The organism is Deinococcus sedimenti (genome assembly GCF_014648135.1).
GTDB classification, from domain to species: Bacteria; Deinococcota; Deinococci; order Deinococcales; family Deinococcaceae; genus Deinococcus; species Deinococcus sedimenti.
Genome location: NZ_BMQN01000001.1, coordinates 714,076 through 736,330 on the forward strand (window position 1 = coordinate 714,076; position 22,255 = coordinate 736,330).

Genomic DNA, 22,255 nt, shown 5'->3' on the forward strand with positions numbered 1-22,255 from the left:
GCGGACGTGACATTCCCGCACCCGTTCCGCGCGTTCACGGCGTTCCGGCGCGCCGCGTACCAGTCGCAGGCTGCGCCTAGACGGCAGTTCATGCCACGCGAGTGGATTCAGGCGCTGCTGGACGGCGCGCAGGCTAGGCTGCCGCTGGTGGACGCCCCCAGCCTCGACTGGCCGCACGCCGAGGCGGTGCATGATCCCGCGTTCCTGGCCCGCTGGCGCGAGGGGCAGGTCACCCGCGCCGAGGAACGCGCGCTGGGCTTCCCGTGGAGTCCGGCGGTCGTCGAGCGGGGCCTGGGCAGCAGCGGCGCGACCCTGGCCGCCACCCGCGACGCCCTGACGCTGGGCCTGGGCGTGAACCTCGGTGGCGGCACCCACCACGCGTACGCCGATCACGCCGAGGGCTTCTCGTTCCTGAACGACGTGGCGATCAGCGCCCGCTGGCTGCTGGACTCCGGGCAGGCGCGGCGCATCCTGATCCTGGACCTGGACGTGCACCAGGGGAACGGCACCGCCGCGATCTTCGCTCAGGAACCGCGCGTGCTGACCGTCAGCCTGCACGCCGAACGCAACTACCCCTTCCGCAAGGAGACCAGCGACCTGGACGTGCCGCTGCCCGACGGAACGGGCGACGCCGCGTACCTGCACGCGCTGGACTCGGAGGTCACGCCGCTCGTGACGGCGTTCCAGCCGGACTTCGCGTTCTACCTCGCGGGTGCGGACGTCCTCGCTGGGGATCAGCTGGGGCGGCTGGCGCTGACGTTGGACGGCGTGCAGGCCCGCGACCGCCGCGTGTTCCGCTGGGCGGCCCGCACCCGCACGCTCCTCGTGACCGTCATGGCCGGCGGGTACCACCGCGACCCCGCGCAGCTGATCGCCGCGCGGCTGGGCACGCTGGACGCCGCGCTGGACGCCTTCGCCCCGGCCCGCGCGCCCGTCACCTGAACCAGGGCCAGCCCGATTCCTTGAAGGTCACGTCGTTCCACTTCGGGTGGTATCCCTCGGTCTCCTGCAGGGTCAGGAGTTTCGACAGGGCGCACTTCTGGTATGCCAGCAGGGCCTCGCGCTTCTCGGGCGTCTTGAAGTCCCGCGTGACCAGCACGCGCTGCACCGCGAAGGTCGGCACGTTCGAACCCAGGGCCGGGTACCGCAGCGTGGCGGCCCGGTAGAAGCCGTTCACCTTCGCGGCACTCAGGTCCACCGGGATCAGCGTGAACTGCGCCGGATTCAGGGTCTTCACCCAGTCGGCCGGCTGCCCGACCACGGCCAGCACGGCGGCGATCCTGCCGGCCGCCAGGGCGTTCATGGCGTCCTCGCGCCCCCGGAACTCCTGGATGACGGGGGCGACTCCGCCGCGCGCGGCCAGCACCTTCGCCGTGATCACGCTGCCACCCCACGCGCCCAGCCGCTTCCCGCCCAGTTCCGTGAATGTGCGGACGCCGCTCACGGTCTCCTTGCCCAGCAGGTTCTTCTTCACCACGGCGGGCCGCGCGATCAGGTGAATCTCGTCGAAGTTCAGCGGCAGCAGCTGCCGGAGGTTCTGCACTCGGGCGTCCTGATCGATCTGCTCGCGGGCCTTCAGGACGTCCAGCTGCACGAACGCCAGCGACACCTGATTGTTCAGCAGAAGATCCAGGTTCTCGACGCTGCCGCTCGTCTGCCGCTGGCGCAGGAACGACGCGTTCGTGCACACGCGCCCCAGGTCGCGGAACATGTCGGCGGCGGTGCTGCCCTGCGGACTGGTCGCCACGATCAGCGTCGAGGGGGCGGCCAGGGCGGAGGTGCCCAGCAGGGCGGTCAGGACGGAGGCGCGGTTCAGGACGGTCATGGGGTCTCCTCGTGAGTGGGGGGGAAGGGCCGGTGTTGCTGCCTTCAGTGCAGCAGGACCGGGTCAGCCGATCGTCAGCCCGGTCGCGTGCGGTGGGGCTCGCCTGTCAGGGGGGTGTCGCCTCTGGCCGCGCGGGACGCCGCACGGGTGACGCCGCGCCTCCCGGGCCGCTATCATGGAGGCATGACCGGTCTCCTCACGCCCCCCTAGCGCGAGTCGAGACCCGCGTTGATTCCCACCTTCACGCATGTCCGGGCCGCGACCATTTCAGGCCCGCAGGAGTTCCCATGACCAGCCCCGAGATCAACCCCGCCGCGCTCGCCAGCGAGATCGCCCGGCGCCGCACCTTCGCCATCATCAGCCACCCGGACGCCGGGAAGACGACCATCACCGAAAAACTCCTGCTGTACGGAGGCGCCATCCAGGAAGCCGGCAGCGTCACCGCCAAGGAGGGCCGCAGCCACACCAAGAGCGACTGGATGAGCATCGAGCAGCAGCGCGGCATCTCCATCAGCTCCAGCGCGCTGACCTTCGAGTACGGCGGGCGGCACATCAACCTGCTGGACACGCCCGGCCACCAGGATTTCAGTGAGGACACCTACCGCACCCTGACCGCCGCCGACAGCGCCCTGATGGTGCTGGACGCCGCGCGTGGCGTACAGGCGCAGACCGAGAAGCTGTTCGCGGTGTGCCGGAACCGGGGCATTCCGATCCTGACGTTCGTGAACAAGATGGACCGCCCCGCGCAGGACCCCTTCGAGCTGCTGGAGCAGCTGGAGGGCATCCTGAAGATCACGGCGGTGCCGCTGACGTGGCCCATCGGGGACGGCCCGGACTTCAAGGGCGTGTACGACCTGCAGACCCAGCAGGTGCTGGCTTTCGAGCGCACGTCGGGCGGGAAGCACCGCGCGCCCATGCAGACCAGCGGCCTGGACGACCCGAAACTGGACGCCCTCGTCGGCGCGGACCTCGCCGCGAAACTGCGCGAGGACGTGGAACTCATCCAGGGGGCCATGCCGGAATTCGACCCGGCGGCCTTCCTGAGCGGCGAGCTGACCCCGGTGTTCTTCGGGTCGGCCATGAACAATTTCGGCGTGGAGCACTTCCTGAGCAACTTCGTGGACCTCGCGCCGCCCCCGGGGCCGGTTGAGACGAACCTGGGCGACCGCAGCCCCGAGGCGGGTTTCGCAGGCTTCATCTTCAAGCTGCAGGCGAACATGAGCAAGCAGCACCGTGACCGCACCGCCTTCATGCGCGTCATGAGCGGGCACTTCGAGCGCGGGATGGACGTCACGCACACCCGCACGGGCCGCAAGCTGAGGCTGTCGCAGGCGCACACGCTGTTCGCGCAGGACCGCGAGAAGGTCGAGGAAGCGTACCCCGGCGACATCGTGGGCCTCGTGAACCCCGGCGTGTTCCAGATCGGGGACGTGATCAGCGTGGACGCCAAGGTGATCCTGCCCGGCTTCCCACGCTTCACGCCCGAGACGTTCGCGACCATCGGCCTGCGCGACGTCGGCAAGCGCAAGGCGTTCATGAAGGGCCTCACCCAGCTGGCGGAAGAGGGCGTCGTGCAGGTGTTCTACCCGACCGACGGCGCGCGCGACCCGTACCTGGGCGCGGTCGGGCCGCTGCAATTCGAGGTCTTCCAGGCCCGGTTGCAGGAGGAGTACGGCGTGGAGGTCGAGATGCACGTCACCAGCTACCAGCTGGTGCGCTGGCTGGCCGGTGACCCCACGAACGTCGCCCGCTTCGCCCGGCACGTTGAGGACGACCAGGGCCGCCCGGTCATGCTGTTCCGCAGCCGCTACGACCTGGAATACACCGCCGAGCAGCACCCGGAAATCGAGTTCCTGCCGCTGCCCAAGGACCTCACGCGCGTCTGAATCACGCCGATTGACGGGGGAGAGGTGGCGTGGCCTCTCCCTTCTTCATGTTCCCTTGAGACAATCCGGTCAGGTGGCCCGTGCCATGCTGCGTGCGTGCACCTCGCCCGCCTGCTGGTCCTCGCCTGCGCCCTGAGCCTCCCCGCGCGGGCCGCCGCACCTGCTCCCACGCCGCCCGGGTACGTCCTGAGCGGCATGCCGCTGATCCGACAGTCGTACAACGCGTGCGGTCCGGCCAGCATCACGCAGGTGCTGGGGTACTTCGGGCTACGGGTGGACATGACCGAGGTGAGCCGCCTGACCCGCCCCACCGAGCGGTCGTACATGACCGCGCAGGCCATCGTGGATTTCGCGCCGCGCGTGGGGATGCAGGCGCGGCTGTTCACCGGGGGCAGCGTGAATACCGCCCGCGCCGCCATCCGCAGTGGCCTGCCCGTGATCGCCCTGCAGAGCCACATCACGGCGCAGGGGCAGGTCATCCCGCACTGGCGGGTCCTGATGGGCTACAACGACCAGACCCGGCAGGTGTTCATCATGGACCCCCTGCTGGGCTACGTGGCGATGGGCTACGACGACATGAACCGCGTGTGGGCCGACCAGCGCGGGCAGTTCGCGGTGCTGTACCCGCCGAACATGGCCGCGAAGGTCAGAAGCGTCATCGGCTGATCCTCACCGACCGTCGTGCACGGGACTGAACAGCGCCGCGCGGAACGGTTGCGCGGCCGGAAGGCCGTCCAGGGCGGCTTCCAGCTCCTGCACCTGCGCCGCAGTCAGGGCAGGCGTGTGGGCGTACACGTCCAGCCCGGCGGGCGTGAACGGCGTCCGCTCGAACACGGTGATCGCCCAGCCGTCCCCGGCCGCCAGCACCCTCCAGCGGCTGACCGTGAAGCGGGTCAGGAGGCTCACGCCGCGCCATGCCCAGCCCCCATCGGGCAGTGGGGTGTCCACGCCGATGATCAGCCCTGCTCGTCCCCCCCGAGTGAAGCGCACGGTGTCCACCACCCGCCCGTCCGGCAGCGGCGCGTACGTCACGCTGGGGTTGTCGCGCGTGCGCCACAGCGGCAGGCTGGTCCGGACCACGAGCCATGTGCCGCTCACGACCGGGTCCGTCACGCGGGCCACTCCAGGCGCAGCAGGGCGTCCACGGTGGCCTCCAACGTCAGGGCGCTGCTGTCCACGACGGCCCACCCGGCCTCCTGGAACATCTCGGGGGGCATCTGCGGGTACAGCCCGTCGATCAGCGGCGCGAGGACCGACGTGTCGTACGTCTTGTTCGTGCGGGTGCGGTTGCGTTCGTGCGCGACCTCCAGCGTCGTGAACAGCCGCACCGGGCGCACGTCCAGTCCGTCCCAGTGGCGCGCCATGAACGCCAGATCGGCGGGCCACAGCACGTCTTCGATCACCACCGCGAAGCCCTCCTGCGCGTACAGGCGGGCCGTCTGCGCCGCCGCCGTGCGGGCCAGCGCGAACTGCCGCACGGCCTCCGGCGGGTGATCCAGCGCCGGGTGCGCGATGCCCGACACGACCATCTCGCGCAGGTCGTCGATAGGCAGGTGCAGGCCGAACGGAAAGCGGGCCAGCAGCGAGCGGGACACGCTGGACTTGCCCGCGCCGGGGCTGCCGCTCAGCACCCAGATCACACCCTGTTCGCCTGAAGCCGTCATGTCACGCAGCCTACCGTGTGACCAGTGCGAGCCGCGTTAGCCTGCCGCCATGACCTTTTCCATCGTGGGCCGCGACGCCCGCACGGGCGACCTGGGCGTGGCGGTCGCCAGCAAGTTCCTCGCGGTGGGCGCGCTGGTGCCCTTCGTGCGCGGCGGCGTGGGGGCCGTCGCCACGCAGAGTTACGTGAACCCCACCTTCGGCCCCGAGGGCCTGCGCCTGCTGGGCAGCGGGCTGGACGCCGACGCCGTGGGTGCGCACTTCCAGGCGACCGACTCCGGCATCGCGCAGCGGCAGTTCGGACTGGTCGGCGCGGACGGGCGCAGCGCGACCTTCACGGGCGCAGACTGCCACGACTGGGCCGGCGGGTACGCCGCCGCCGACGTCGCCATCCAGGGGAATATCCTGGCCGGGCCGGGCGTCGTGGAGGCCATGCGCGCCGCCTGGGAGGCCGGATCGGACCTCCCGCTGCCCCGGCGCCTGCTAGCGGCCCTGAACGCCGGGGACGCGGCGGGCGGGGACCGGCGCGGGCGGCAGTCGGCGGCCCTGCTGTGCGCCGGTCCCGGGCGCGGCTACGGCGGTTTGACGGACGACTGGGTGAACCTCCGCGCGGACGATCACGCCGACCCCTGCCGGGAACTGGCGCGGTTGCTGGACGTGCACGACCTGCTGTTCACCCGCCCCGAAAGCACCCGGCCCCTTTCGGACGAGGAACTCGCGTGGCTGCGCGCCCTGCTGATCACGCAGGGGTACGCCACCGCGCTGCCCGGCGGCCCCTGGGACGCGGACACCGAGGCCGCCGCGTGGGCGCTGTTCGGCACCGAGAACCTCGAAGATCGCTGGGTGGGTGGCGGGCAGGTCGACCCGGTCGCGCTGGCGTACCTGCGCGCCCAGTACCCCACCCCCGTACGCTAGCGGCGCGGTACACTGCGCCCCATGCGGCTTTCCGCCACCGACGTGTACGCCTTCCAGGCCCTGGGCTTCCTGGGGTCGCAGGCCCTGGACCGCTGGGTGTCCAGCGAGGAGATCAGCGAGGCGACCGGCGTGCACCGCCCGTACCTCGTGCGCATCCTGGCCGCCCTGACCGCCAAGGGCGTCGTGAAGAGCAAGAAGGGCATCGGCGGCGGGTACGCCCTGGCCCGCAAACCCCAGCTCATCAGTCTGTGCGAGGTGGTCCGCGCCATCGACGGACCGGTCGCGCCGCTGTCGTGCATCAGCCTGAACTGGCACGAACCCTGCGTGGAAGAGGCGCGCTGCCACGCCCGCAACACCATCTACACCCGCATGCGCGACGCGATGCTGGGCGTCCTGCAGGAATTCAGCGTGCAGGACCTCGTGCTCGACGCGCAGCAGGGCGTCAGTTACGGCAACTGCCTGGGGCACCTGCTGAAACCGAACGCCTGACCCGCACATGAGACGGATTCCGTCTGTTTCGTTCACAACCCGGAAGGACACCGTGTTGCGAACTTCACGCCCGGAACCCGTTTTTCTCATGCTCGCTCTGCCCCGCAGCTCTCCGGGTCCGCTCGGGTTGAAAGGTGTTGCAACCCTTCAACCGGAGTTCGGATGAGACGCCCGGCATGGCCTTCCCATCCGGGAAACGCGCGCCGGGCGGTACACTTCCCGGCAGTGAACAGCCCCGCGAAGGACCGCATGATCAGGACCGTGAGAACCATCCTGCTGGGCAGCATGCTGCTCGGTGGCGCCCAAGCCGCCCCCCGGGTGGGTCAGCACGACGGCTTCACGCGACTGGTGTTCAACCTGCCGACCGTGACGACCGCCAGCAGCAAGGTCACCGGCCAGAGCGTGACGGTCACGCTGGGCGCGGCCCTGAGTGCCGAGCAGGGCCCCCTGAGCGCCCCTGGCGTCACGGCGTACGCGGTGGCGGGCCGCACGGTGACCGTCACCCTGGCCAAGGGGCACGGGAGTGCGAAGGTCAGCGTCCTGCCCGCCGCGTCCGGTCAGTCGGCCCGGTTGGTCATTGATGTGCCCAGCAGTGTCGCTGCGGCCGCGGTCCCGGTCCGGCCTCCGGCTGCGGCGACCCCATCCCCTGTGGTGCGTCCGGCGTCCACGTCCGTCGTGCGGCCCCGCATCGTGCTGGACCCCGGGCATGGCGGCGTCGACCCGGGCGCGGTCAGCCGCTGGGTGAAGGAGGAGGACGTCACGCTGGATGTGGCGCTGCGCACCCGCGCGGAACTCCTGACGCACGGCGTGGACGTCGTCCTGACCCGCAGCCGCGACGAGCACCTCAGCGCGGACAAGAAACGGGACCTCGCGGCGCGTTCCGGCATGGCGAACAACGGCGTCGTGAGTGCCTTCGTGAGCATCCACGTGAACTCCGCCAGTCCGTCCGCGCAGGGCATCGAGACGTACTACTTCGGGCAGCCGCTCGCGGGCGGAAACCGTAGCCTCGCCGTGCTGGAAAACGGGGGCGGCAGCGTCGGCCTGGAACTGACGCGGCAGGCGTCCGGCACCGCGCAGAAGGAACTGGGCGACATCCTCGCGCAGGCGAAGATCGCGTTCAGCCGCCAGCTGGCGCAGAAGGTCCAGGCCCGACTGATCGCCGCGACGGGCGCCGTGAACCGCGGCGTGCAGACCGACGCGTTCTACGTCATCAAGAACCCCACCACGCCCGCCATCCTGGTCGAACTGGGCTTCGGGTCCAGTCCCGTCGAGGGCCCGAAGCTCGCCAGCGCCGCGTACCGCGAGGTGCTGGCGCAGGCGCTGGCCCGCGCGATCCTGGACTTCCTGAATACCAAATGACCTGATTACGAAGCGACCTGCGCTCGACGCGAGCCGGACTTGAACGCGCGCCCCCTTCTGCACTGGGGGCGCGCTCGTGTCCAGGGTCCGGGTCAGTCGGGCTGATTGACCGGGCGGGCGTGGTCCAGCCAGCCCCAGTCGCGCAGGTACGCGCGGAAGTCGCTCAGCAGGTCGGCGGCCTCCGTGCGCTCCTGCTCGGGCAGGGTGCGCAGCCACGCCTCGCCGGTCAGGCGGGTGTAGGCCAGCAGCGGCGCCGGTTCGCCCAGGTGTGCTTCCAGGCTGTCCAGCAGGTCCTCGGCGCGTGCGCGGGTCCAGGGGCGCTGGCGGGCCAGTTCGTTCAGGTAGTCGGCGGCGGCGTGTTCCAGCAGCGCGGGACGACCGACGATCCAGGGGGCCTTCACGGGGGGCAGGCCAGCTGCGGTCACGCGCGCCATCCGGGGAAGCCCTCGATGGCGACCAGCGTGGGGCGCGGGACGTTGCTGCCGGCCTTCGCGGCGAAGTTCGAGCGGAGCTTGTCGAGGCTCTCGCTGTCCTCGCCGGGGTGCTGGATCGCCAGGAACAGCGTCTTGCCGTCGGGCGACCAGACGGGGCCGGTCATCTCGGCGTCCACCGGGCCGATCGCGAAGCGGTACGCCTTCCCGGCGTTGGGTCCCTCGGTGGGGAAGAAGAACATGGCGTTGTTCCCGTGGAAACCCTTGATGGGGTTGGTGCTCAGGTCGCTGTTGTCCGTGACCATCCACAGGTTCCCGTACGGGTCGAACACGAGGTTGTCGGGGCTGGCGAAGCCGCTCTGCGGGCCGCCCACGGCGAACACCTCCCACAGGAACGTCTGCGCGGTCCAGTCGTCCCCCGCTTCGCGGAACTTGATGATCTGCCCGAAGTAGTTGCCGTGCTTGCTGTTGTTCGTCAGGGCGACGTACACCTCGCCGGTGCGGGGGTGGATCTCGATGTCCTCCGGGCGGTCGACCGGGGTGCCGCCCACCGCCAGAGCGCTGGCGCGGGCGTCGGCGAGCACGTCCGCCTGACTGGCGAACAGGGCCTTGCCGTCGGCGCCCTTGGCTTCCTGCAGTTTCTTGTTGCGGTCGTAGTCCAGCAGCACCCAGCTGCCGTTGCCGAAGTTCGCCACATACAGGTCGCCGTCTTCCAGCAGCTTCAGGTTCGAGGCGCGGTCTTTCGGGTCGTACTTGCCGCGCGACACGAACTTGTACACGCAGGAGTCCTGCATGTCGTCGCCCATGTAGCCCACGACGCGGCCGTCGGCGGCGACGGTCACGGCGACGTTCTCGTGCCGGAAGCGGCCCATCGCGGTGCGCTTCTTCGGGGTGGACCTGGGGTCGAAGGGGTCGATCTCGGTCACCCAGCCCTGGTGCATGGCCTCGTACCCGCTGCCGGCCCAGGCCTTGGTGTAGCCGTCCACGTTCTCCTCGCAGGTCAGGAGGGTGCCCCAGGGGGTCTGTCCGCCCGAGCAGTTGCCGACGGTGCCCTTGACCATCGTGGCGCCCTTCACGGCGGCCGATCCGCGCGCCGGGCCGGTCAGTTCGATGTCCGTCAGCGCGTCGATGCGGCGGTTCCGGGGGTCAGGCACGATGGCCCACTTGCCGCCTTCCCTGCGCACGTGCACCACGCTGACGCCCATGGCTTCCATCTCGGCCCTGATCTGGCCGGGCGTGCGGTTCTTCGTATCGCCGCCGACGAACAGGGCGTTCACGTACTCGTGGTTGATGGTCAGCAGCGCGTCCGTGCTGCTCTGGCCACCCTCGAGCATGTCGATGGGGAAGAAACCGATGTAATCGTGGTTGAAGCCGATCTCGCGCCCGGCGTCGGTGAAGGTTTCACCCCAGGGGGCCAGCACCTGGTAGCGGAATCCGGCGGGCAGGGTCAGGGCGTCGGCGTTCCCGGTGGGAATCGCGCGGAACGGGGCGACCGTCTGGGGTTTCACGGTCTTTGGGTCCACGGTGCTGGGGCCGCCGTTGTTCACGGCGTCGGCCTCGCTGATGGTCAGGGGCAGGGTGATCGCGGCGGCGGTGGCGGCGGCGCTGCCCAGTGCGCTGCGGCGGGTGAGTCTGGTGTCCAGCAGTCGGTGCCAGAAGCTGGCGGTGCCCGTGTCCTGTGTCATGCGCCGAAGGATGCCGCCCCTGTGTGACGTGAGGGTCAATTCGGTGTCAGGTGCCTGTCAGGCGGCCGCGGGTATGGTTGCCGCGGCAGTCCCCCCGGAAGGGGGGTGCAGGCCAGTTTGACGCATTTGTCGTGCGCCATCGGTTCTGCCACGCTTAATATGAAACTGTTTCAACCTCTGCCCTTCGGGGCGGCAGGTCGGAAAGGAGCATGACTTTGGAAACCCTGCGCGTGTCCGGCACTTCCCGCCCCAATGCCATCGCCGGTGCTATCGCCGCCCTCCTGCGTTCGCAGGGTCAGGTGGAAATTCAGGCGATCGGTCCGGCGGCCGTCAATCAGGCGGTCAAGGCCCTCGCCATCGCCCGCGGGTATCTGGTGGGGGACCGCCTGGATCTGTACACCCAGCCGGAATTCGTGAAGCTCGACGTGCACGAGGAGGAACGCACCGCCGTGCGCTTCTTCGTGCAGGGCATACCGGCTCCGGTGACCACTCAGAGCTGACAAGACCCCCAAAGCGGCGCGGACCGGTTCAGGCTGGTCCGCGCCGCTCATCTGATGTCTGGCGCGGTGCTTGCCTCAAGACCAGATCGACGGGATTTCATAAAACCTGAGTCTGTTGCACTAAGATATGAGCAGGAGGCAGTCTGACATGGAATTCCTCGGCCCCTACACCCCCCTGATCCTGATCATCCTGGTCGCGTCCCTCGTCATCCAGGGCTCACTGACCCGCACCTACCGCCGCTGGAGCGGCGTGCGCAACCCCCGCAACCTCACCGGCGAGCAGGTCGCCCGCATGATGCTCGACGCCAACGGACTCGGGCACGTCCCCGTGAACGCCGTCCGCGGCAACCTCAGCGACCACTACGACCCGCTGCGCAAGACCATCAACCTCAGCGAGGGCGTGTACAGCGTCCCCAGCGTCGCTGCCATGGCCATCGCCGCGCACGAGGTCGGGCACGCCATCCAGGACCGCGTCCGCATGCCCGCGCTGGTCGCCCGCGGCCGCATGGCCGTCCCGCTGAGCCTCGGCATGAACCTCGCGCCGCTGCTCGTCATGGCCGGGATCTTCCTGCAACTGACCGGCCTGCTGTGGCTGGGCGTCGTCCTGTTCGGCGCGGCCCTGCTGTTCCACCTGGTCACGCTGCCCGTCGAATTCGACGCCAGCCGCCGCGCCCTGGCCTACCTGAATCAGACGGGACTGAGCGGCAGCCCCGAGGCCACCAGCGGCGCCCGCAGCGTCCTGACCGCTGCCGCTCTGACCTACGTCGCGGGCTTCGCCATGGCCCTCGCGCAGTTCCTGAACATCTTCAGCATCGCCCGCAACAGCGCCTGAACGCACGAGTAAACCGCCCCAGCCAAGGCCGGGGCGGTTTTTTCAGGCTGGATTCAGACGTTGAAGCCGAACATGCGCATCTGGCGCTTGCCGTCCTCGGTCATCTTGTCCGGACCCCATGGTGGCGTCCACACGAACTCCACGTTCACCTCGCTGACGCCGTCCAGGCGGCCCACGGCGAGCTCCGCGTCGCTGCGGATCAGGTCCTGCACCGGGCAGCCCACGCTGGTCAGGGTCATGGTGATCTCCACCACGCCGGACTCCTGCACCTCGACGCCGTAGATCAGACCTAAGTCCACCACGTTCACCGGGATTTCCGGGTCCTTCACGACCTTCAGGGCCTCCAGCACCTGCGCCTCGCTGGGCAGGCCCGCCGGGGTGGGCACGTTCTCGGGCGCGGTCATCAGTTCCCGCCCTGCACGCTGGGCAGCCCGTCCTGCACCCACGCCATCGTGCCGCCCGCGAGGTTCACGACCGAATCGTACCCCTGCGCCTTCAGGAACTCGCCCGCGCGGGCGCTGCGCGCGCCACTGCGGCAGATCATGACCAGTTCACGGTCCTTCGGGAGTTCCGCATAGCGGGCCTCGAACTCGCTCAGGGGGATCAGCTGCGCGCCCTCGGCGTGCACCTCGTCGAATTCGTTCTGCTCGCGGACGTCCACGAGCAGCGCGCCCTGCTGCACGCGGCGCTGCCCTTCCTGTGGGGTGACTTCTTCCATGCGGCCCAGCATACCCGAGCGCACGGGTCGGAATGTGCCGCGTGCGCGTATCCTGCGCGCATGACCCTGCCCGAAGGTGCCACCGTCATCGACCTGCGCCCGGAGGACCTGCGCGCCGCCGAACCGCTGGCCGGGCTGACCGCGCTGCCCGTGCGCGCCGTGAGCCTCCAGACCATCGAGGACGGCGCGCACGGCCTGACCCCGGACCTGGGCCCGCTGATCGTGATCTGCGAGCGCGGCGTGCGCTCCGGTCTGGCTGCCCGCTACCTGTTGGCGGACGGGCTGGACGCGCGGGCGTACCCCGGAGGCGTGCCCGCGCTGAAAGCCGCGGTGAACGGCACCTGATCCGGATTCCGTCTGGTTCGTCCGCAGATGAGGACATGACCGATCTGCCCACTCCACGCCCGGAATCCTCGCCCCTCCCACGCGCATCCGCTCGGATTGACCGGCGTGCTCAACCCAGTTCATCGCAGTCCAGCTGACCCGGCGGGGACGCCTTTCACGCTGGGGGGCTCTAGACTGACCGTCATGAGTGCCCTGCCCCCCGGTTTCATCTCGACCCGTGACGTGCTCGACGAGCGCCTGAGCGGCGCGGACGTCCGCCGCCTGGAACTGAAGTACGGCAACGAGGAACTCCTCTACGGTCTGGACGTGCTGGGCCTCGCCGGGCCGTTCTCCCGCGTGACCCCCTGGGAACTGGAGGACGAGCGTGGCGTGCGCCGCATCAACGCCAGCGGGTACGCCGCGACGCCCTTCGGCGAGATGCCCCCCGTCATCACCGACTTCATGCACGAATTCCTCCGCAAAAACCGCGCGATGGGGCTGCCTCAGCAGTCCACCGGACCGTGGCGCGCGGCGCTGCAGGCGAACCTCGTGGCGCTGCTCGCGCGGGAACTGCCCAGCCACGCGGACAGTCAGGTGTTCTTCTGCTCCAGCGGCACCGAGGCCATCGAGGGCGCCCTGAAGTTCGCCAAGGCGTGGCGCCCGAAGGCGAAGTACCAGATCTCGTTCGCCAGCGGCTACCACGGCAAGACGCTCGGCAGCCTCAGCCTCACGCCGAACCCCGAGTACCAGGACATCTTCCGCCCGCTGATTCCCGGCGCGCTGACCAGCCCGTACGGGGACCTGGACGCCCTGACCCGCCTGATCCGCCGGGTCGGCGCGGACAACGTGACGTGCGTGGTCGTGGAACCCATCCAGGGCGAGGGCGGCGTGAACATCCCGCCTGCCGGATTCCTGCGCGGCGTCGGGGAACTATGCCGAAGGCACGGCATTCCCGTCATCGCGGACGAGATCCAGACCGGCCTGGGCCGCACCGGGCACTGGTTCGAATCCGCCGCGCAGGGTCTGGATGCTGACATCGTCACCCTGGCCAAACCGCTGGGCGGGGGCATGACCGCCGTTGGCGCCACCATCGTCCGCGCGCCCATCTTCAAGAAGATGCTGGGCGGCCTGAGCAGCAAACGACACAGCAACACCTTCGGCGGCGGTGCGCTCGCCATGGCGGTCGGCCTCAGGAGCCTCGAGTACCTCATCGAGAACGACCTCCCGGCCCGCAGCACCGCGCTGGGCGAGGAGGGCCTCGCGCGGCTCCAGCGGGTGCAGGCGCGCTTCCCGAACCTGCTCGAAGCCGTGCGCGGCCAGGGTCTGCTGTTCGCGCTGCAGTTCCGCCCCATGGTGGGCGTGCCGCTGCCCGGCGTGTTGAAGGAACTGGTGTTCGAGGCCACCGCGATCCTCGCGCTGCGTGAACTGCACCAGGGGGGCGTCATGGCGAACCTGTCGCTGAGCAGCAAACGCACCGTGCGCCTGACCCCGGCGCTGGACATGCCGCACGACGTGTTCACCACCATGCTTGACCGGGTGGAGGCCTTCGCGCAGACGCACCCCAGCGCGCGGCACCTGCTGACCAGCACGCCCCCGCAGGTCACCGCGCGACTGGCGGCGTTCGCGGCCAGCAAACCCAAGAAACGCACCCCCAGCGACGGCTGACCACCAGCACTCAGACAGGCCGCGCCTCCGTGAGTGACCTCCGGGAGTGCGGCCTGTCTGCTGGTCTGCGGCCGATCAGGCGAGGCCGCAGGCGCGCTGCACGAGCAGGTGCAGTTCGTCCCGCCCCAGGCGCCGGACCTCCAGCGCGAGGTCGCCCGGCAGTTCACTCAGGCCCGGCACGATCGGCACGAACCGCAGCTCCGGGCGGCAGATCAGGTCCCGCGCGGCCGTCAGCGCCAGCGTGAAATCCACCCGCAACTCGTAGTGGGCGTTCAGCTCGGCCCGCAGCGGTTCCGTCTCACCCGCCAGCAGCGCCACCAGCGCCGGGTGCGGCGCGAACCCGTCCTCCAGGTGCCGGGCCGTGCGAGTGACGTCCAGGAAGATTCCGGCGCCGGGCAGCACGTACCCGCTCACGCGGCGGCGGCACAGGTCCGGGCTGTCCCCGCGCACCAGCGTCACCTGCCGCCCCGCGCGGGCCGCGCCGCCCAGCAGCGCCCACAGCCGCCCCAGGCTGGAGTACCGGGCCAGTTCGACGTGCCCCGCCGGTTTCTGCGGGAGGGGCCGGGTGGGGCGTTCGGTGGCGGGGGAGGGCACGCCCGCATCGTACGGCGCGCGGACCATCCGTGAAGGTGACGTGAACCGGAACCGGGCCGCCTGATGCAGTCCGCCCCCACCCGGACGCGATACAAGGAATCATGACCCCCACCGACCCGACCGCGCTCCTCGCGGGGCTGGACCTGAAGGCACTCGCCACCCTCAGTCAGCGCGTGGACCTCCCGGCCCTGCTGGGCGCCGCGTCCCGCCTGAACGACCGGCAGCTGGGCCAGCTGACCCGCATGCTGGGCAGCCCGCCCGACGCTCCTGCCGACCTGCCCGCGCCGGACGGAGATTTCCTGGGCCTGATGGGCACCCTGAGCCCCGACGAGCGGCAGACGGCGGCCGACGTGCGCGCCTTCATGCATGGGCACGTCGCGCCGATCATGAACGAGTACTGGAACCGCGACGAGTTCCCCCGCCACCTGATCGCGCCGCTGCGGGAGCTGGACCTGCTGCGCCGCATCTGGAACGAGGACGGCACCCGCACACCCAACGCGACGGTCCTCGAGGGACTGATCACGCTGGAGGCCTGCCGGGTGGACGTCAGCACCGCCGTGTTCTTCGGGGTGCACGCGGGCCTGGCGTTCGCGTCCATCGCGCTGGGCGGCAGCGACGAGCAGAAGGCCGAATGGCTCCCGAGGATGCTGGACCTGGACGTGATCGGCGCGTTCGGCCTGACCGAGCCCGAGGGCGGCAGTCAGGTCAGTCAGGGCATGCGCACCACGTGCCGCCGCGACGGCGACCGCTGGATCCTGCGCGGGCAGAAGAAATGGATCGGGAACAGCACGTTCAGCGACTTCACCGTCATCTGGGCGCGCGATGAGGACACCGGCGAGGTGCGCGGGTTCATCGTCCGCGCGGGCACCCCCGGCTACCACGTCGAGAAGATCCAGGGGAAGACCGCGCTGCGCATCGTCGAGAACGGCCTGATCACCCTGGACGACTGCGCCGTCCCGGACCGCGACCGCCTGCAGAACGTGCGCGGCTGGCGCACGACGGCCGAGGTGCTGAAACTCACCCGCGCGGGCGTCGCGTGGCAGGGCGTCGGGTGCGCCATGGGCGCGTACGAACTGGCCCTCGCGTACGCGCAGACCCGCGAGCAGTTCGGTAAACGCATCGGGGAATTCCAGCTCATCCAGAACCACCTCGTACACATGCTGGGCAACGTGACGGGCATGCTGACCCTCTGCCTGCGCCTGAGCCAGCTGGCCGACGAGGGTCACATGCGCGACGAGCACGCCGCGCTGGCCAAGGTCGTCACCGCCGCCCGCTGCCGCGAGACCGTCGCCCTGGCCCGCGAGACCTTCGGCGGGAACGGCATCCTCCTCGAGTACGGCGTCGCCAAGCACTTCGCGGACACCGAGGCCATCTACTCCTACGAGGGCACCAACGAGATCAACACCCTGGTCGTGGGCCGCGCCATCACCGGCCTCAGCGCCTTCGTGTGACCGCCGGTCCGGTGTGAATTGAAGCGGTCCACGCGCCGACCCGTCCGTATGCTGCGCGCGTGAACCGCACGCCCGCCCCCCGAAAAGCCGCCCGCCTCTCACCCCGCGCCCGAACGTGGGTGGTGGCGGGCCTTTCGCTGGTCGGGGGGTACCTGATCGCGACCGGACAGCAGGTCATCCTTCGGCCCCCGCTGGTCGTGGGGCAGGACGCCGTCAGCACCCCGCAGAGCCGCGCGGCCCGCGTCACGCTGGAGCAGGCGGGCGGACCCGTGCTGCGGATCCGGCCCCCCGGCGGCGAGGCGCGCACGCTGCTGATCCTCTACCCCGGCGGGCTGGTGCGCCCGCAGGCGTACGAATGGCTGGGCCGCGCCCTGGCCGCGCAGGGCACCGAGACGGTTATTCCCGCGTTCCCGCTGGACCTGGCCGTCACCGCCGCCAACCGCGCCGACACCCTGATCGCCACGTACGGCAGCGGGAAGCGCGTGGTGATCGCCGGTCACTCGCTGGGAGGCGCGATGGCCGCGCAGTACGCCGCCCGCCACGAAGGAAGCGTGGCGGGCCTGATCCTGATGGCCGCGTACCCCGCCGGGAACGTCAACCTGACCTCCCAGCGCCTCCCCGCGTTGTCCCTGCTGGCCGAGCAGGACCGGGTGGCCACCCCGGACGCCGTGCGGGACGGCCTCAGCCGCCTGCCCCCCGACACCACCCTGACCGTCATTCCAGGCGCCGTTCACGCCTTCTTCGGCCGCTACGGCCCGCAGCGAGGGGACGGGCAGCCCAGCGTGAACCGCGCCCAGGCCGAGCAGGACATCGTGAACGCCGTCCAGACCTTCCTCGCCGGACTTCCCTGACCCGGTACGCTGCGGCATGCCCCGCCGCCTGCTCCTGCTGATCCTGACCCCCCTCCTGACCGGCTGTGACCCGGGCGGGCTGGACCTGTACTCCCCGACCGACGCGCGCGACTACGTCCGGTCCTGCGCCCGCGCCCGCAGCGACGTCATGTGCCGCGCCATGCAGCCCACCCTGGCTGCCACAACCGGCCCCGTCAGTGTCCTCCTGCCGAACGACGGGGACGACAACCGAGAGCAGGCCCTCGCGCGGTTCCTGGCCGGGCGCGGCACGACCCTGACCGCCTTCCGGAGCGAGCCCGCACTGCAGGCCGCGTTCGCACGCGCCAACATCTTTCCGGTCGCCCAGCTGACCACCGGCACCCACCGCACCCTGGACGGCACCCCGCACGAGGTGACCTGCACGGACCAGGGAACAGGTCTCGGTCCCGACTGTCGGCTCGGCCCACTGCGCGGCCTTGACCACATGCACCACCTCAAGCCCCGCGCGGACAGCCTGTACGCGACCTCCCCGACCACGCCGGGCACCCTGCCCTTCTTCCCGTTCTGACCCCGCGCGGAGGGTTCAGCGGGCTCAGGCACCCTTCTTCGCCCCTTCACCCCTCGCCGGCCGCGATCCGCTGCGGAGCGGCGTACACCGTGAGCCGGTCCCCCCGCGCGAAGCCGCACAGGGTCACGCCGAACGCGGCCGCCGTGTCCACGGCCAGACTGGTGGCCGCGCCGACCGTCACCACCACGCCGATCCCGGCGGTGACGGCCTTCTGCACGATCTCGAAGCCCGCGCGGCTGCTGACCACCAGCACGTGATCGGTCAGCGGCAGGGCCGCGACGCACGCGCCGATCAGCTTGTCCACGGCGTTGTGCCGACCCACGTCCTCGAACGCGGCCACTCGCGCCCCGCCCGCGTGAAACAGGGCCGCGCCGTGCAGACCGCCCGTGGCGTGGAAACCCGGCTGTTGCTCGCCCAGCCGGTCGGGCAGTGACGCCAGCCACGCCGCGGGCAGGGGTCCCGCCGTCCAGGATGGGGGAGAGGCGCGCGCCACGAGCCGCTCGACGCTGCCGGATCCGCACACCCCGCACGCACTGGACGACACGGCCAGCCGCGCCCCCGCCGCCAGCCGCGTGGCGTCCGGGGTCATCAGGTGCCACACGTTCCCGTTCTCCGGGTCCACGTGCAGCGTGAACTCGTCCGGGAGCAGCCCCTCGGACACCAGCCAGCCCAGCAGCAGGGCGCGGTCGTCGCCGGGCGTGCGCATCAGGACGCCCAGCGGCACCGGGCCGCCCGGCGTGCTCAGGCGCAGTTCCAGCGGTTCCTCGACCGCCACCCGGTCCACCCGCTCTGCGCGAGTGGCGCCGCTGATCAACTGGACGGGGAGGCCCACGACCGCCTCCCCGTGATCCGGTCCGTCCGTTCGCTTCAGCGGTCCACCTCGGACTGGTTGGCGGTCTGCGGCAGCTCGCCACTCGCCTCGCGCAGGGCGCGGCCCACGCCGCCCAGCAGCGCCAGGATGGCGCCCAGGCCCACCTGCACGTCGCGGTCCTTCAGCAGGCCCAGCAGGTCGCCCAGGCCCAGGCCCTTCCCGGCGGCCACGTGCCGCGCGCCCTCGTGGACGCCCACCGTGACGGCGTGGCCCAGCACGCTCACCTCGCCAGGATCGAGTTCGGACAGGGTGCGGCCCAGTTCGGTGACGTTGCGCAGCAGGGTCGTGCCGCTCTGCCCGCCCAGGATGTGCAGCAGGGACGCCGTGAGGCCCTCGCCGCCCCGCACCGTCTTCTGCGCGACGTCCAGCACGCCGTGCTCGTGCAGCTGCCGCAGCAGGTGCAGGCCCGCGAGCAGCGCCTCGGTGGAGTCCGAGACCTCGGCGTGCAGCTGTTCCTGCGGGGTGGGCGTGCGCGGCGTGAATTCGAGTGGTTTCGCCATTCAGGACTCCTTTCCAGGGGTGGTGCGGTCAGTCATCGGCGCCCAGCCCGTCGGTGCGGGCGTTCAGACTGTCGCCGTGCAGGGGCAGCAGCCCGCCGGGGAACACGTAGTCGGGCCGCGCCCACTTGCGCTCGACCTCCACGCCCGCCTGCGGCGTGGGGTGGCCCCAGCGGGGATTCGACGCGGGCAGCGGGTTCGGGCCCACGTCATGCAGGAGTTCCAGGCGCACCCGGGTGTCCTTGTACGCCGGGGTGTTCACGGTCGCGTCGCCGTGCGAGCCGGTCAGGCGGTTCACGGCGTCCTCCGCCTTGCGGGCGTTCATCGGCACGAACAGCTGATGCCCGCTGACCCGCCCGGTCACGAGGGCCTGAAGGCGCACCGCGCCGTACTCGCTGACGAGCCGCACCCACTGCCCGCTCTGGATGCCGCGCTCGGCGGCCAGCTCCGGGCTGACCTCCACGAACGAGTCCGGGGTCTTCTCGGTGATGCCGGGCACGCGGAACGTCATGTTCCCCTCGTGGAAGTGCTCCAGCATGCGCCCGCTGTTCAGGTGCAGGTCGAACGTCGCGTCCGGCGCGTGCTGGCGGGGGCGGTACTCCCCGGCGTGCAGGCGGGCCTTCCCGTCGGGGAAGTTGAAGCGCTCGGTGTACAGCAGCGGCTGATCCGTGCCGTCCTCCGCGACCGGCCAGCACAGCGTCTCGTAGCCCTCCAGGCGGTCGTAGCTCACCCCGGCGAAGTGAGGCGTGAGGCGCGCGATCTCGTCCATGATCTGGGCGGGATGCGTGTACCCCCAGCGGTACCCCATGCGGTCCGCGACACCCATGTAGATCTGCCAGTCGGGTTTCGTGCCCTTCAGGGGCGGCATGACCTCGTACAGCCGCTGGATGCGCCGCTCGGTGTTCGTGAACGTCCCCTCCTTCTCCAGCGACGCCGCCGCCGGAAGGATCACGTCCGCGAACCGCGCGGTGTTCGTGAAGTACAGGTCCTGCACCACCAGGAACTCCAGCGCCTCGAAGCCTTCCTGCAGGTGGTTGGCGTTCGCGTCGGTGAGGCTCATCTCCTCACCGGTCAGCCACAGCGCCTTCAGGCGGCCGTCCAGCGCCGCGTCGATCATCTGCGTGTTGTCCAGGCCACGTTCGGGCCGCAGGGTCACGCCCCACTCGCGCTCGTGGCGCTGCACCGCAAGTGGATCGTCGATCTTCTGGTACCCGCTGACCGCGTCCGGCTGCGCGCCCATGTCCGACGCGCCCTGCACGTTGTTGTGCCCGCGCAGCGGGTACGCGCCGGTGCCCAGCCGCCCGTAGTTCCCGGTGATGAGCAGCAGGTTGCTGATCGCGGCGCTGGTGTCCGTGCCGCCGCACTGCTGCGTGACGCCCATCGCCCACAGGATGCACACCCGCTCCTGAGAGGCGATCTGGCGGGCCAGGGCCACCAGCGTCGCGGCCTTCAGGCCGGTCTCCCGTTCGGCGTACTCCAGCGTGAAGTCCCGGATCGACTCGCGGAACTCGTCCAGGCCGCTGACACGCTCTCGAAGGAAGTCCCGGTCCTCCAGCCCATTGTCGAGGATGAACTTGCTGACCGCCGCCAGCCACACGAAGTCCGTCCCCGGGTTCGGGCGGTGGAACTCGTCGGCGCGCCTCGCCAGTTCATGCTCGCGGATGTCGAACACGATCACGTGCGTGCGGCCCAGCTTCTGCGATCGCTTGATGCGCGTCGCGAGGACCGGGTGGCTCTCGGCGGTATTGCTGCCCACCGTGATCACCAGACTGGCGTTCTCGATGTCCTGAATGGTTCCGCTGTCCCCGCCGATCCCGACCGTCAGGGACAGGCCCTTGCTGGCCGGGGACTGGCAGTACCGCGAGCAGTTGTCCACGTTGTTCGTGCCGATCACCTGCCGCGCGAACTTCTGCACCAGGAACGCTTCCTCGTTGCTGGCCTTGCTGCTCGCCACGAACGCCAGCGCGTCCGGGCCGTGCTGCTCGCGGATCTCGCCGAAGCGCCACGCGATCAGGTCCAGCGCCTCATCCCAGCTCGCCTCCCGGAAGCGGTCCCCGTCACGGATGAGGGGGCTGGTCAGGCGGTCCGTGCTGTTCACGTAGTCCCAGCCGAACTTGCCCTTCACGCAGGTGCTGATGCCGTTCGCGTGGCCGTGCGCGGGCTCGACCTTCAGGATGTGCCGCTCGTCGGTCCACACGTCGAACGAGCAGCCCACGCCGCAGTACGTACACACGGTCTTCGTCTTCTTGATGTAGCGGTCGCGGGCGGCGGACTCGATCTCGGACACGTTCATGATGGGTTTCAGGCCGCTGCTGGCCTCCACGCCCTTCACCACGTCGATCGCGGCGTTCCAGACCGGCAGTGGAATGCCCGTGAACAGCCCCGCCTCGCCCAGCATGGACTTCTCCTGCAGCGCGTTGCAGGGGCACACGGTGATGCAGTGCCCGCAGCTGACGCAGCTGCTCTCGCCGATGGGTTTGCCGCCGTCCCACAGCACGCGTGGCTGCTCGGCCTCCCAGTTGATGGACAGGGTCTCGTTCACCTGCACGTTCTGACACGCCTCCACGCAGCGGCCACACAGGATGCACTGGTCCGGGTCATAACGGTAGAAGGGATTGGACTCGTCCTTCGGGAAGCCCTTGGGCTGGAAGGGCCGGGTCTGATGGTCGATGCCCAGCACGCCCAGCGTGTTGTGCACCGTGCAGTTCCCGTTGTTGTTGTCGCACACCGTGCAGTACAGGTCGTGGTTCGCCACCACGCGGTCGTACGCGTCCCGCTGCGCCGCCCGGGCCGCGTTCGTCTGCGTGCGCACCGTCAGGCCCGCCCGGACCGGCGTGCCGCACGCGCGGCCCACCACGCCGTCGATCTCGACCGCGCACGTGTCGCACGACTGGATCGGTCCCAGCTGCTCGTGGTAGCACACCTGCGCCAGCGGGACCTGCGCCCGGTTGATCACCTCGATCAGCGGTTCGCCGAGCCACGCCACGCGCTCCACGCCGTCCACCGTGACCGCCACCTGCGCGCCACGTGCCGCGCGGGTCGGTCCCACCGTGGCCCGGATCACGTCCTCACCCGTTACGTCCCTGTGCCCCATACGCCCTCCCTCGGATTCACTGGCGAGTATAGGCGCGGACCCCCGACCCACACGTCATC

General features: G+C 70.3%; 24 protein-coding genes. 13 read left to right on the top strand and 11 right to left on the bottom strand.

The window, feature by feature from the left end:
- Nucleotides 1–6 precede the first annotated feature (6 nt).
- Nucleotides 7–942: a histone deacetylase family protein gene (locus IEY69_RS03535; protein ID WP_229783600.1), complete on the top strand. Its 936-nt coding sequence runs from the start codon at nucleotides 7–9 to the stop codon at nucleotides 940–942.
- On the opposite strand, the gene IEY69_RS03540 is transcribed toward IEY69_RS03535, so the two are convergent.
- A complete protein-coding gene (locus IEY69_RS03540) occupies nucleotides 935–1,825 on the bottom strand; it encodes a TAXI family TRAP transporter solute-binding subunit (protein ID WP_189071736.1) in 891 nt (296 codons plus the stop codon). The two genes, IEY69_RS03535 and IEY69_RS03540, sit on opposite strands and share 8 nt — an antisense overlap.
- Nucleotides 1,826–2,112: 287 nt before the next feature.
- Here IEY69_RS03540 and IEY69_RS03545 point away from each other — a divergent pair, with 287 nt between their 5' ends.
- Entirely contained in the window at nucleotides 2,113–3,711 is a 1,599-nt protein-coding gene (locus IEY69_RS03545) for a peptide chain release factor 3 (protein ID WP_189071737.1), read from the top strand.
- Nucleotides 3,712–3,807: 96 nt separating this feature from the next.
- The gene (locus IEY69_RS03550) at nucleotides 3,808–4,377 is read left to right on the top strand and encodes a C39 family peptidase (RefSeq protein WP_229783601.1); all 570 of its coding nucleotides are present in this window, start codon (nucleotides 3,808–3,810) and stop codon (nucleotides 4,375–4,377) included.
- Nucleotides 4,378–4,380: 3 nt separating this feature from the next.
- On the opposite strand, the gene IEY69_RS03555 is transcribed toward IEY69_RS03550, so the two are convergent.
- Together IEY69_RS03555 and IEY69_RS03560 are read right to left on the bottom strand one after the other, a co-directional pair.
- On the bottom strand, nucleotides 4,381–4,824 hold the full coding sequence (locus IEY69_RS03555; protein WP_189071738.1) for a hypothetical protein: 444 nt from the start codon (nucleotides 4,822–4,824) through the stop codon (nucleotides 4,381–4,383).
- Nucleotides 4,821–5,375: an AAA family ATPase gene (locus tag IEY69_RS03560; protein ID WP_189071739.1), complete on the bottom strand. Its 555-nt coding sequence runs from the start codon at nucleotides 5,373–5,375 to the stop codon at nucleotides 4,821–4,823. The genes IEY69_RS03555 and IEY69_RS03560 overlap by 4 nt, the downstream gene beginning before the upstream one ends.
- 49 nt (nucleotides 5,376–5,424) lie before the next feature.
- On the opposite strand from IEY69_RS03560, the gene IEY69_RS03565 reads away from it, so the two are divergent.
- From IEY69_RS03565 to IEY69_RS03575, 3 genes are all read left to right on the top strand, one after another.
- Nucleotides 5,425–6,288 carry a DUF1028 domain-containing protein gene (locus IEY69_RS03565; RefSeq protein WP_189071740.1) on the top strand — a complete coding sequence of 288 codons (864 nt, stop codon included), beginning with the start codon at nucleotides 5,425–5,427 and terminating at the stop codon, nucleotides 6,286–6,288.
- A gap of 21 nt (nucleotides 6,289–6,309) precedes the next feature.
- Nucleotides 6,310–6,777: an Rrf2 family transcriptional regulator gene (locus IEY69_RS03570; protein ID WP_119674610.1), complete on the top strand. Its 468-nt coding sequence runs from the start codon at nucleotides 6,310–6,312 to the stop codon at nucleotides 6,775–6,777.
- A 225-nt stretch (nucleotides 6,778–7,002) separates the two neighbouring features.
- Nucleotides 7,003–8,136: an N-acetylmuramoyl-L-alanine amidase family protein gene (locus tag IEY69_RS03575; RefSeq protein ID WP_229783603.1), complete on the top strand. Its 1,134-nt coding sequence runs from the start codon at nucleotides 7,003–7,005 to the stop codon at nucleotides 8,134–8,136.
- A gap of 92 nt (nucleotides 8,137–8,228) precedes the next feature.
- Here IEY69_RS03575 and IEY69_RS03580 read toward each other — a convergent pair whose 3' ends face one another.
- Complete coding sequence (locus IEY69_RS03580; RefSeq protein ID WP_229783605.1) at nucleotides 8,229–8,561, bottom strand: type 2 periplasmic-binding domain-containing protein; 333 nt, start codon at nucleotides 8,559–8,561, stop codon at nucleotides 8,229–8,231.
- Complete coding sequence (locus tag IEY69_RS03585) at nucleotides 8,558–10,252, bottom strand: PhoX family protein (RefSeq protein ID WP_189071742.1); 1,695 nt, start codon at nucleotides 10,250–10,252, stop codon at nucleotides 8,558–8,560. The genes IEY69_RS03580 and IEY69_RS03585 overlap by 4 nt, the downstream gene beginning before the upstream one ends.
- A 215-nt stretch (nucleotides 10,253–10,467) precedes the next feature.
- Here IEY69_RS03585 and IEY69_RS03590 point away from each other — a divergent pair, with 215 nt between their 5' ends.
- Together IEY69_RS03590 and IEY69_RS03595 are read left to right on the top strand one after the other, a co-directional pair.
- The gene (locus IEY69_RS03590) at nucleotides 10,468–10,752 is read left to right on the top strand and encodes a stage V sporulation protein S (RefSeq protein ID WP_189072352.1); all 285 of its coding nucleotides are present in this window, start codon (nucleotides 10,468–10,470) and stop codon (nucleotides 10,750–10,752) included.
- Between the two features lie 148 nt (nucleotides 10,753–10,900).
- The gene (locus IEY69_RS03595; protein ID WP_189071743.1) at nucleotides 10,901–11,584 is read left to right on the top strand and encodes a zinc metallopeptidase; all 684 of its coding nucleotides are present in this window, start codon (nucleotides 10,901–10,903) and stop codon (nucleotides 11,582–11,584) included.
- Nucleotides 11,585–11,637: 53 nt separating this feature from the next.
- On the opposite strand, the gene IEY69_RS03600 is transcribed toward IEY69_RS03595, so the two are convergent.
- On the bottom strand, nucleotides 11,638–11,988 hold the full coding sequence (locus tag IEY69_RS03600) for a metal-sulfur cluster assembly factor (protein ID WP_189071744.1): 351 nt from the start codon (nucleotides 11,986–11,988) through the stop codon (nucleotides 11,638–11,640).
- A complete protein-coding gene (locus IEY69_RS03605) occupies nucleotides 11,988–12,302 on the bottom strand; it encodes a rhodanese-like domain-containing protein (protein WP_229783607.1) in 315 nt (104 codons plus the stop codon). Before IEY69_RS03605 ends, IEY69_RS03600 begins: the two co-directional genes overlap by 1 nt.
- Before the next feature lie 60 nt (nucleotides 12,303–12,362).
- Here IEY69_RS03605 and IEY69_RS03610 point away from each other — a divergent pair, with 60 nt between their 5' ends.
- Together IEY69_RS03610 and IEY69_RS03615 are read left to right on the top strand one after the other, a co-directional pair.
- Nucleotides 12,363–12,647, top strand: a complete 285-nt coding sequence (locus IEY69_RS03610; RefSeq protein ID WP_189071745.1) for a rhodanese-like domain-containing protein — start codon at nucleotides 12,363–12,365, stop codon at nucleotides 12,645–12,647.
- Nucleotides 12,648–12,830: 183 nt separating this feature from the next.
- Nucleotides 12,831–14,291, top strand: a complete 1,461-nt coding sequence (locus tag IEY69_RS03615; protein WP_189071746.1) for a class-III pyridoxal-phosphate-dependent aminotransferase — start codon at nucleotides 12,831–12,833, stop codon at nucleotides 14,289–14,291.
- A gap of 75 nt (nucleotides 14,292–14,366) precedes the next feature.
- Here the strand turns inward: IEY69_RS03615 and IEY69_RS03620 are convergent, their stop codons facing one another.
- Nucleotides 14,367–14,885 carry a hypothetical protein gene (locus IEY69_RS03620; RefSeq protein ID WP_229783609.1) on the bottom strand — a complete coding sequence of 173 codons (519 nt, stop codon included), beginning with the start codon at nucleotides 14,883–14,885 and terminating at the stop codon, nucleotides 14,367–14,369.
- 101 nt (nucleotides 14,886–14,986) lie between these two features.
- On the opposite strand from IEY69_RS03620, the gene IEY69_RS03625 reads away from it, so the two are divergent.
- Genes IEY69_RS03625 through IEY69_RS03635 form a run of 3 tightly spaced genes read left to right on the top strand, consistent with a single transcriptional unit; the run spans nucleotide 14,987 to nucleotide 17,734 of the window.
- The gene (locus tag IEY69_RS03625; RefSeq protein WP_189071748.1) at nucleotides 14,987–16,336 is read left to right on the top strand and encodes an acyl-CoA dehydrogenase family protein; all 1,350 of its coding nucleotides are present in this window, start codon (nucleotides 14,987–14,989) and stop codon (nucleotides 16,334–16,336) included.
- 59 nt (nucleotides 16,337–16,395) lie between these two features.
- Nucleotides 16,396–17,187 (top strand): alpha/beta fold hydrolase, encoded by a 792-nt coding sequence (locus IEY69_RS03630; RefSeq protein ID WP_229783611.1) that lies wholly within the window; start codon nucleotides 16,396–16,398, stop codon nucleotides 17,185–17,187.
- A 16-nt stretch (nucleotides 17,188–17,203) separates the two neighbouring features.
- Nucleotides 17,204–17,734: a hypothetical protein gene (locus IEY69_RS03635; RefSeq protein WP_189071749.1), complete on the top strand. Its 531-nt coding sequence runs from the start codon at nucleotides 17,204–17,206 to the stop codon at nucleotides 17,732–17,734.
- A gap of 46 nt (nucleotides 17,735–17,780) precedes the next feature.
- On the opposite strand, the gene IEY69_RS03640 is transcribed toward IEY69_RS03635, so the two are convergent.
- From IEY69_RS03640 to fdhF, 3 genes are read right to left on the bottom strand one after another with little or no spacing between them, the layout of a single operon-like run.
- Complete coding sequence (locus IEY69_RS03640; RefSeq protein WP_189071750.1) at nucleotides 17,781–18,566, bottom strand: formate dehydrogenase accessory sulfurtransferase FdhD; 786 nt, start codon at nucleotides 18,564–18,566, stop codon at nucleotides 17,781–17,783.
- 35 nt (nucleotides 18,567–18,601) lie between these two features.
- Nucleotides 18,602–19,105: a helical membrane plugin domain-containing protein gene (locus IEY69_RS03645; protein ID WP_189071751.1), complete on the bottom strand. Its 504-nt coding sequence runs from the start codon at nucleotides 19,103–19,105 to the stop codon at nucleotides 18,602–18,604.
- A gap of 28 nt (nucleotides 19,106–19,133) precedes the next feature.
- Nucleotides 19,134–22,166 carry a formate dehydrogenase subunit alpha gene (fdhF, locus tag IEY69_RS03650; RefSeq protein ID WP_229783613.1) on the bottom strand — a complete coding sequence of 1,011 codons (3,033 nt, stop codon included), beginning with the start codon at nucleotides 22,164–22,166 and terminating at the stop codon, nucleotides 19,134–19,136.
- Nucleotides 22,167–22,255: the final 89 nt, after the last annotated feature.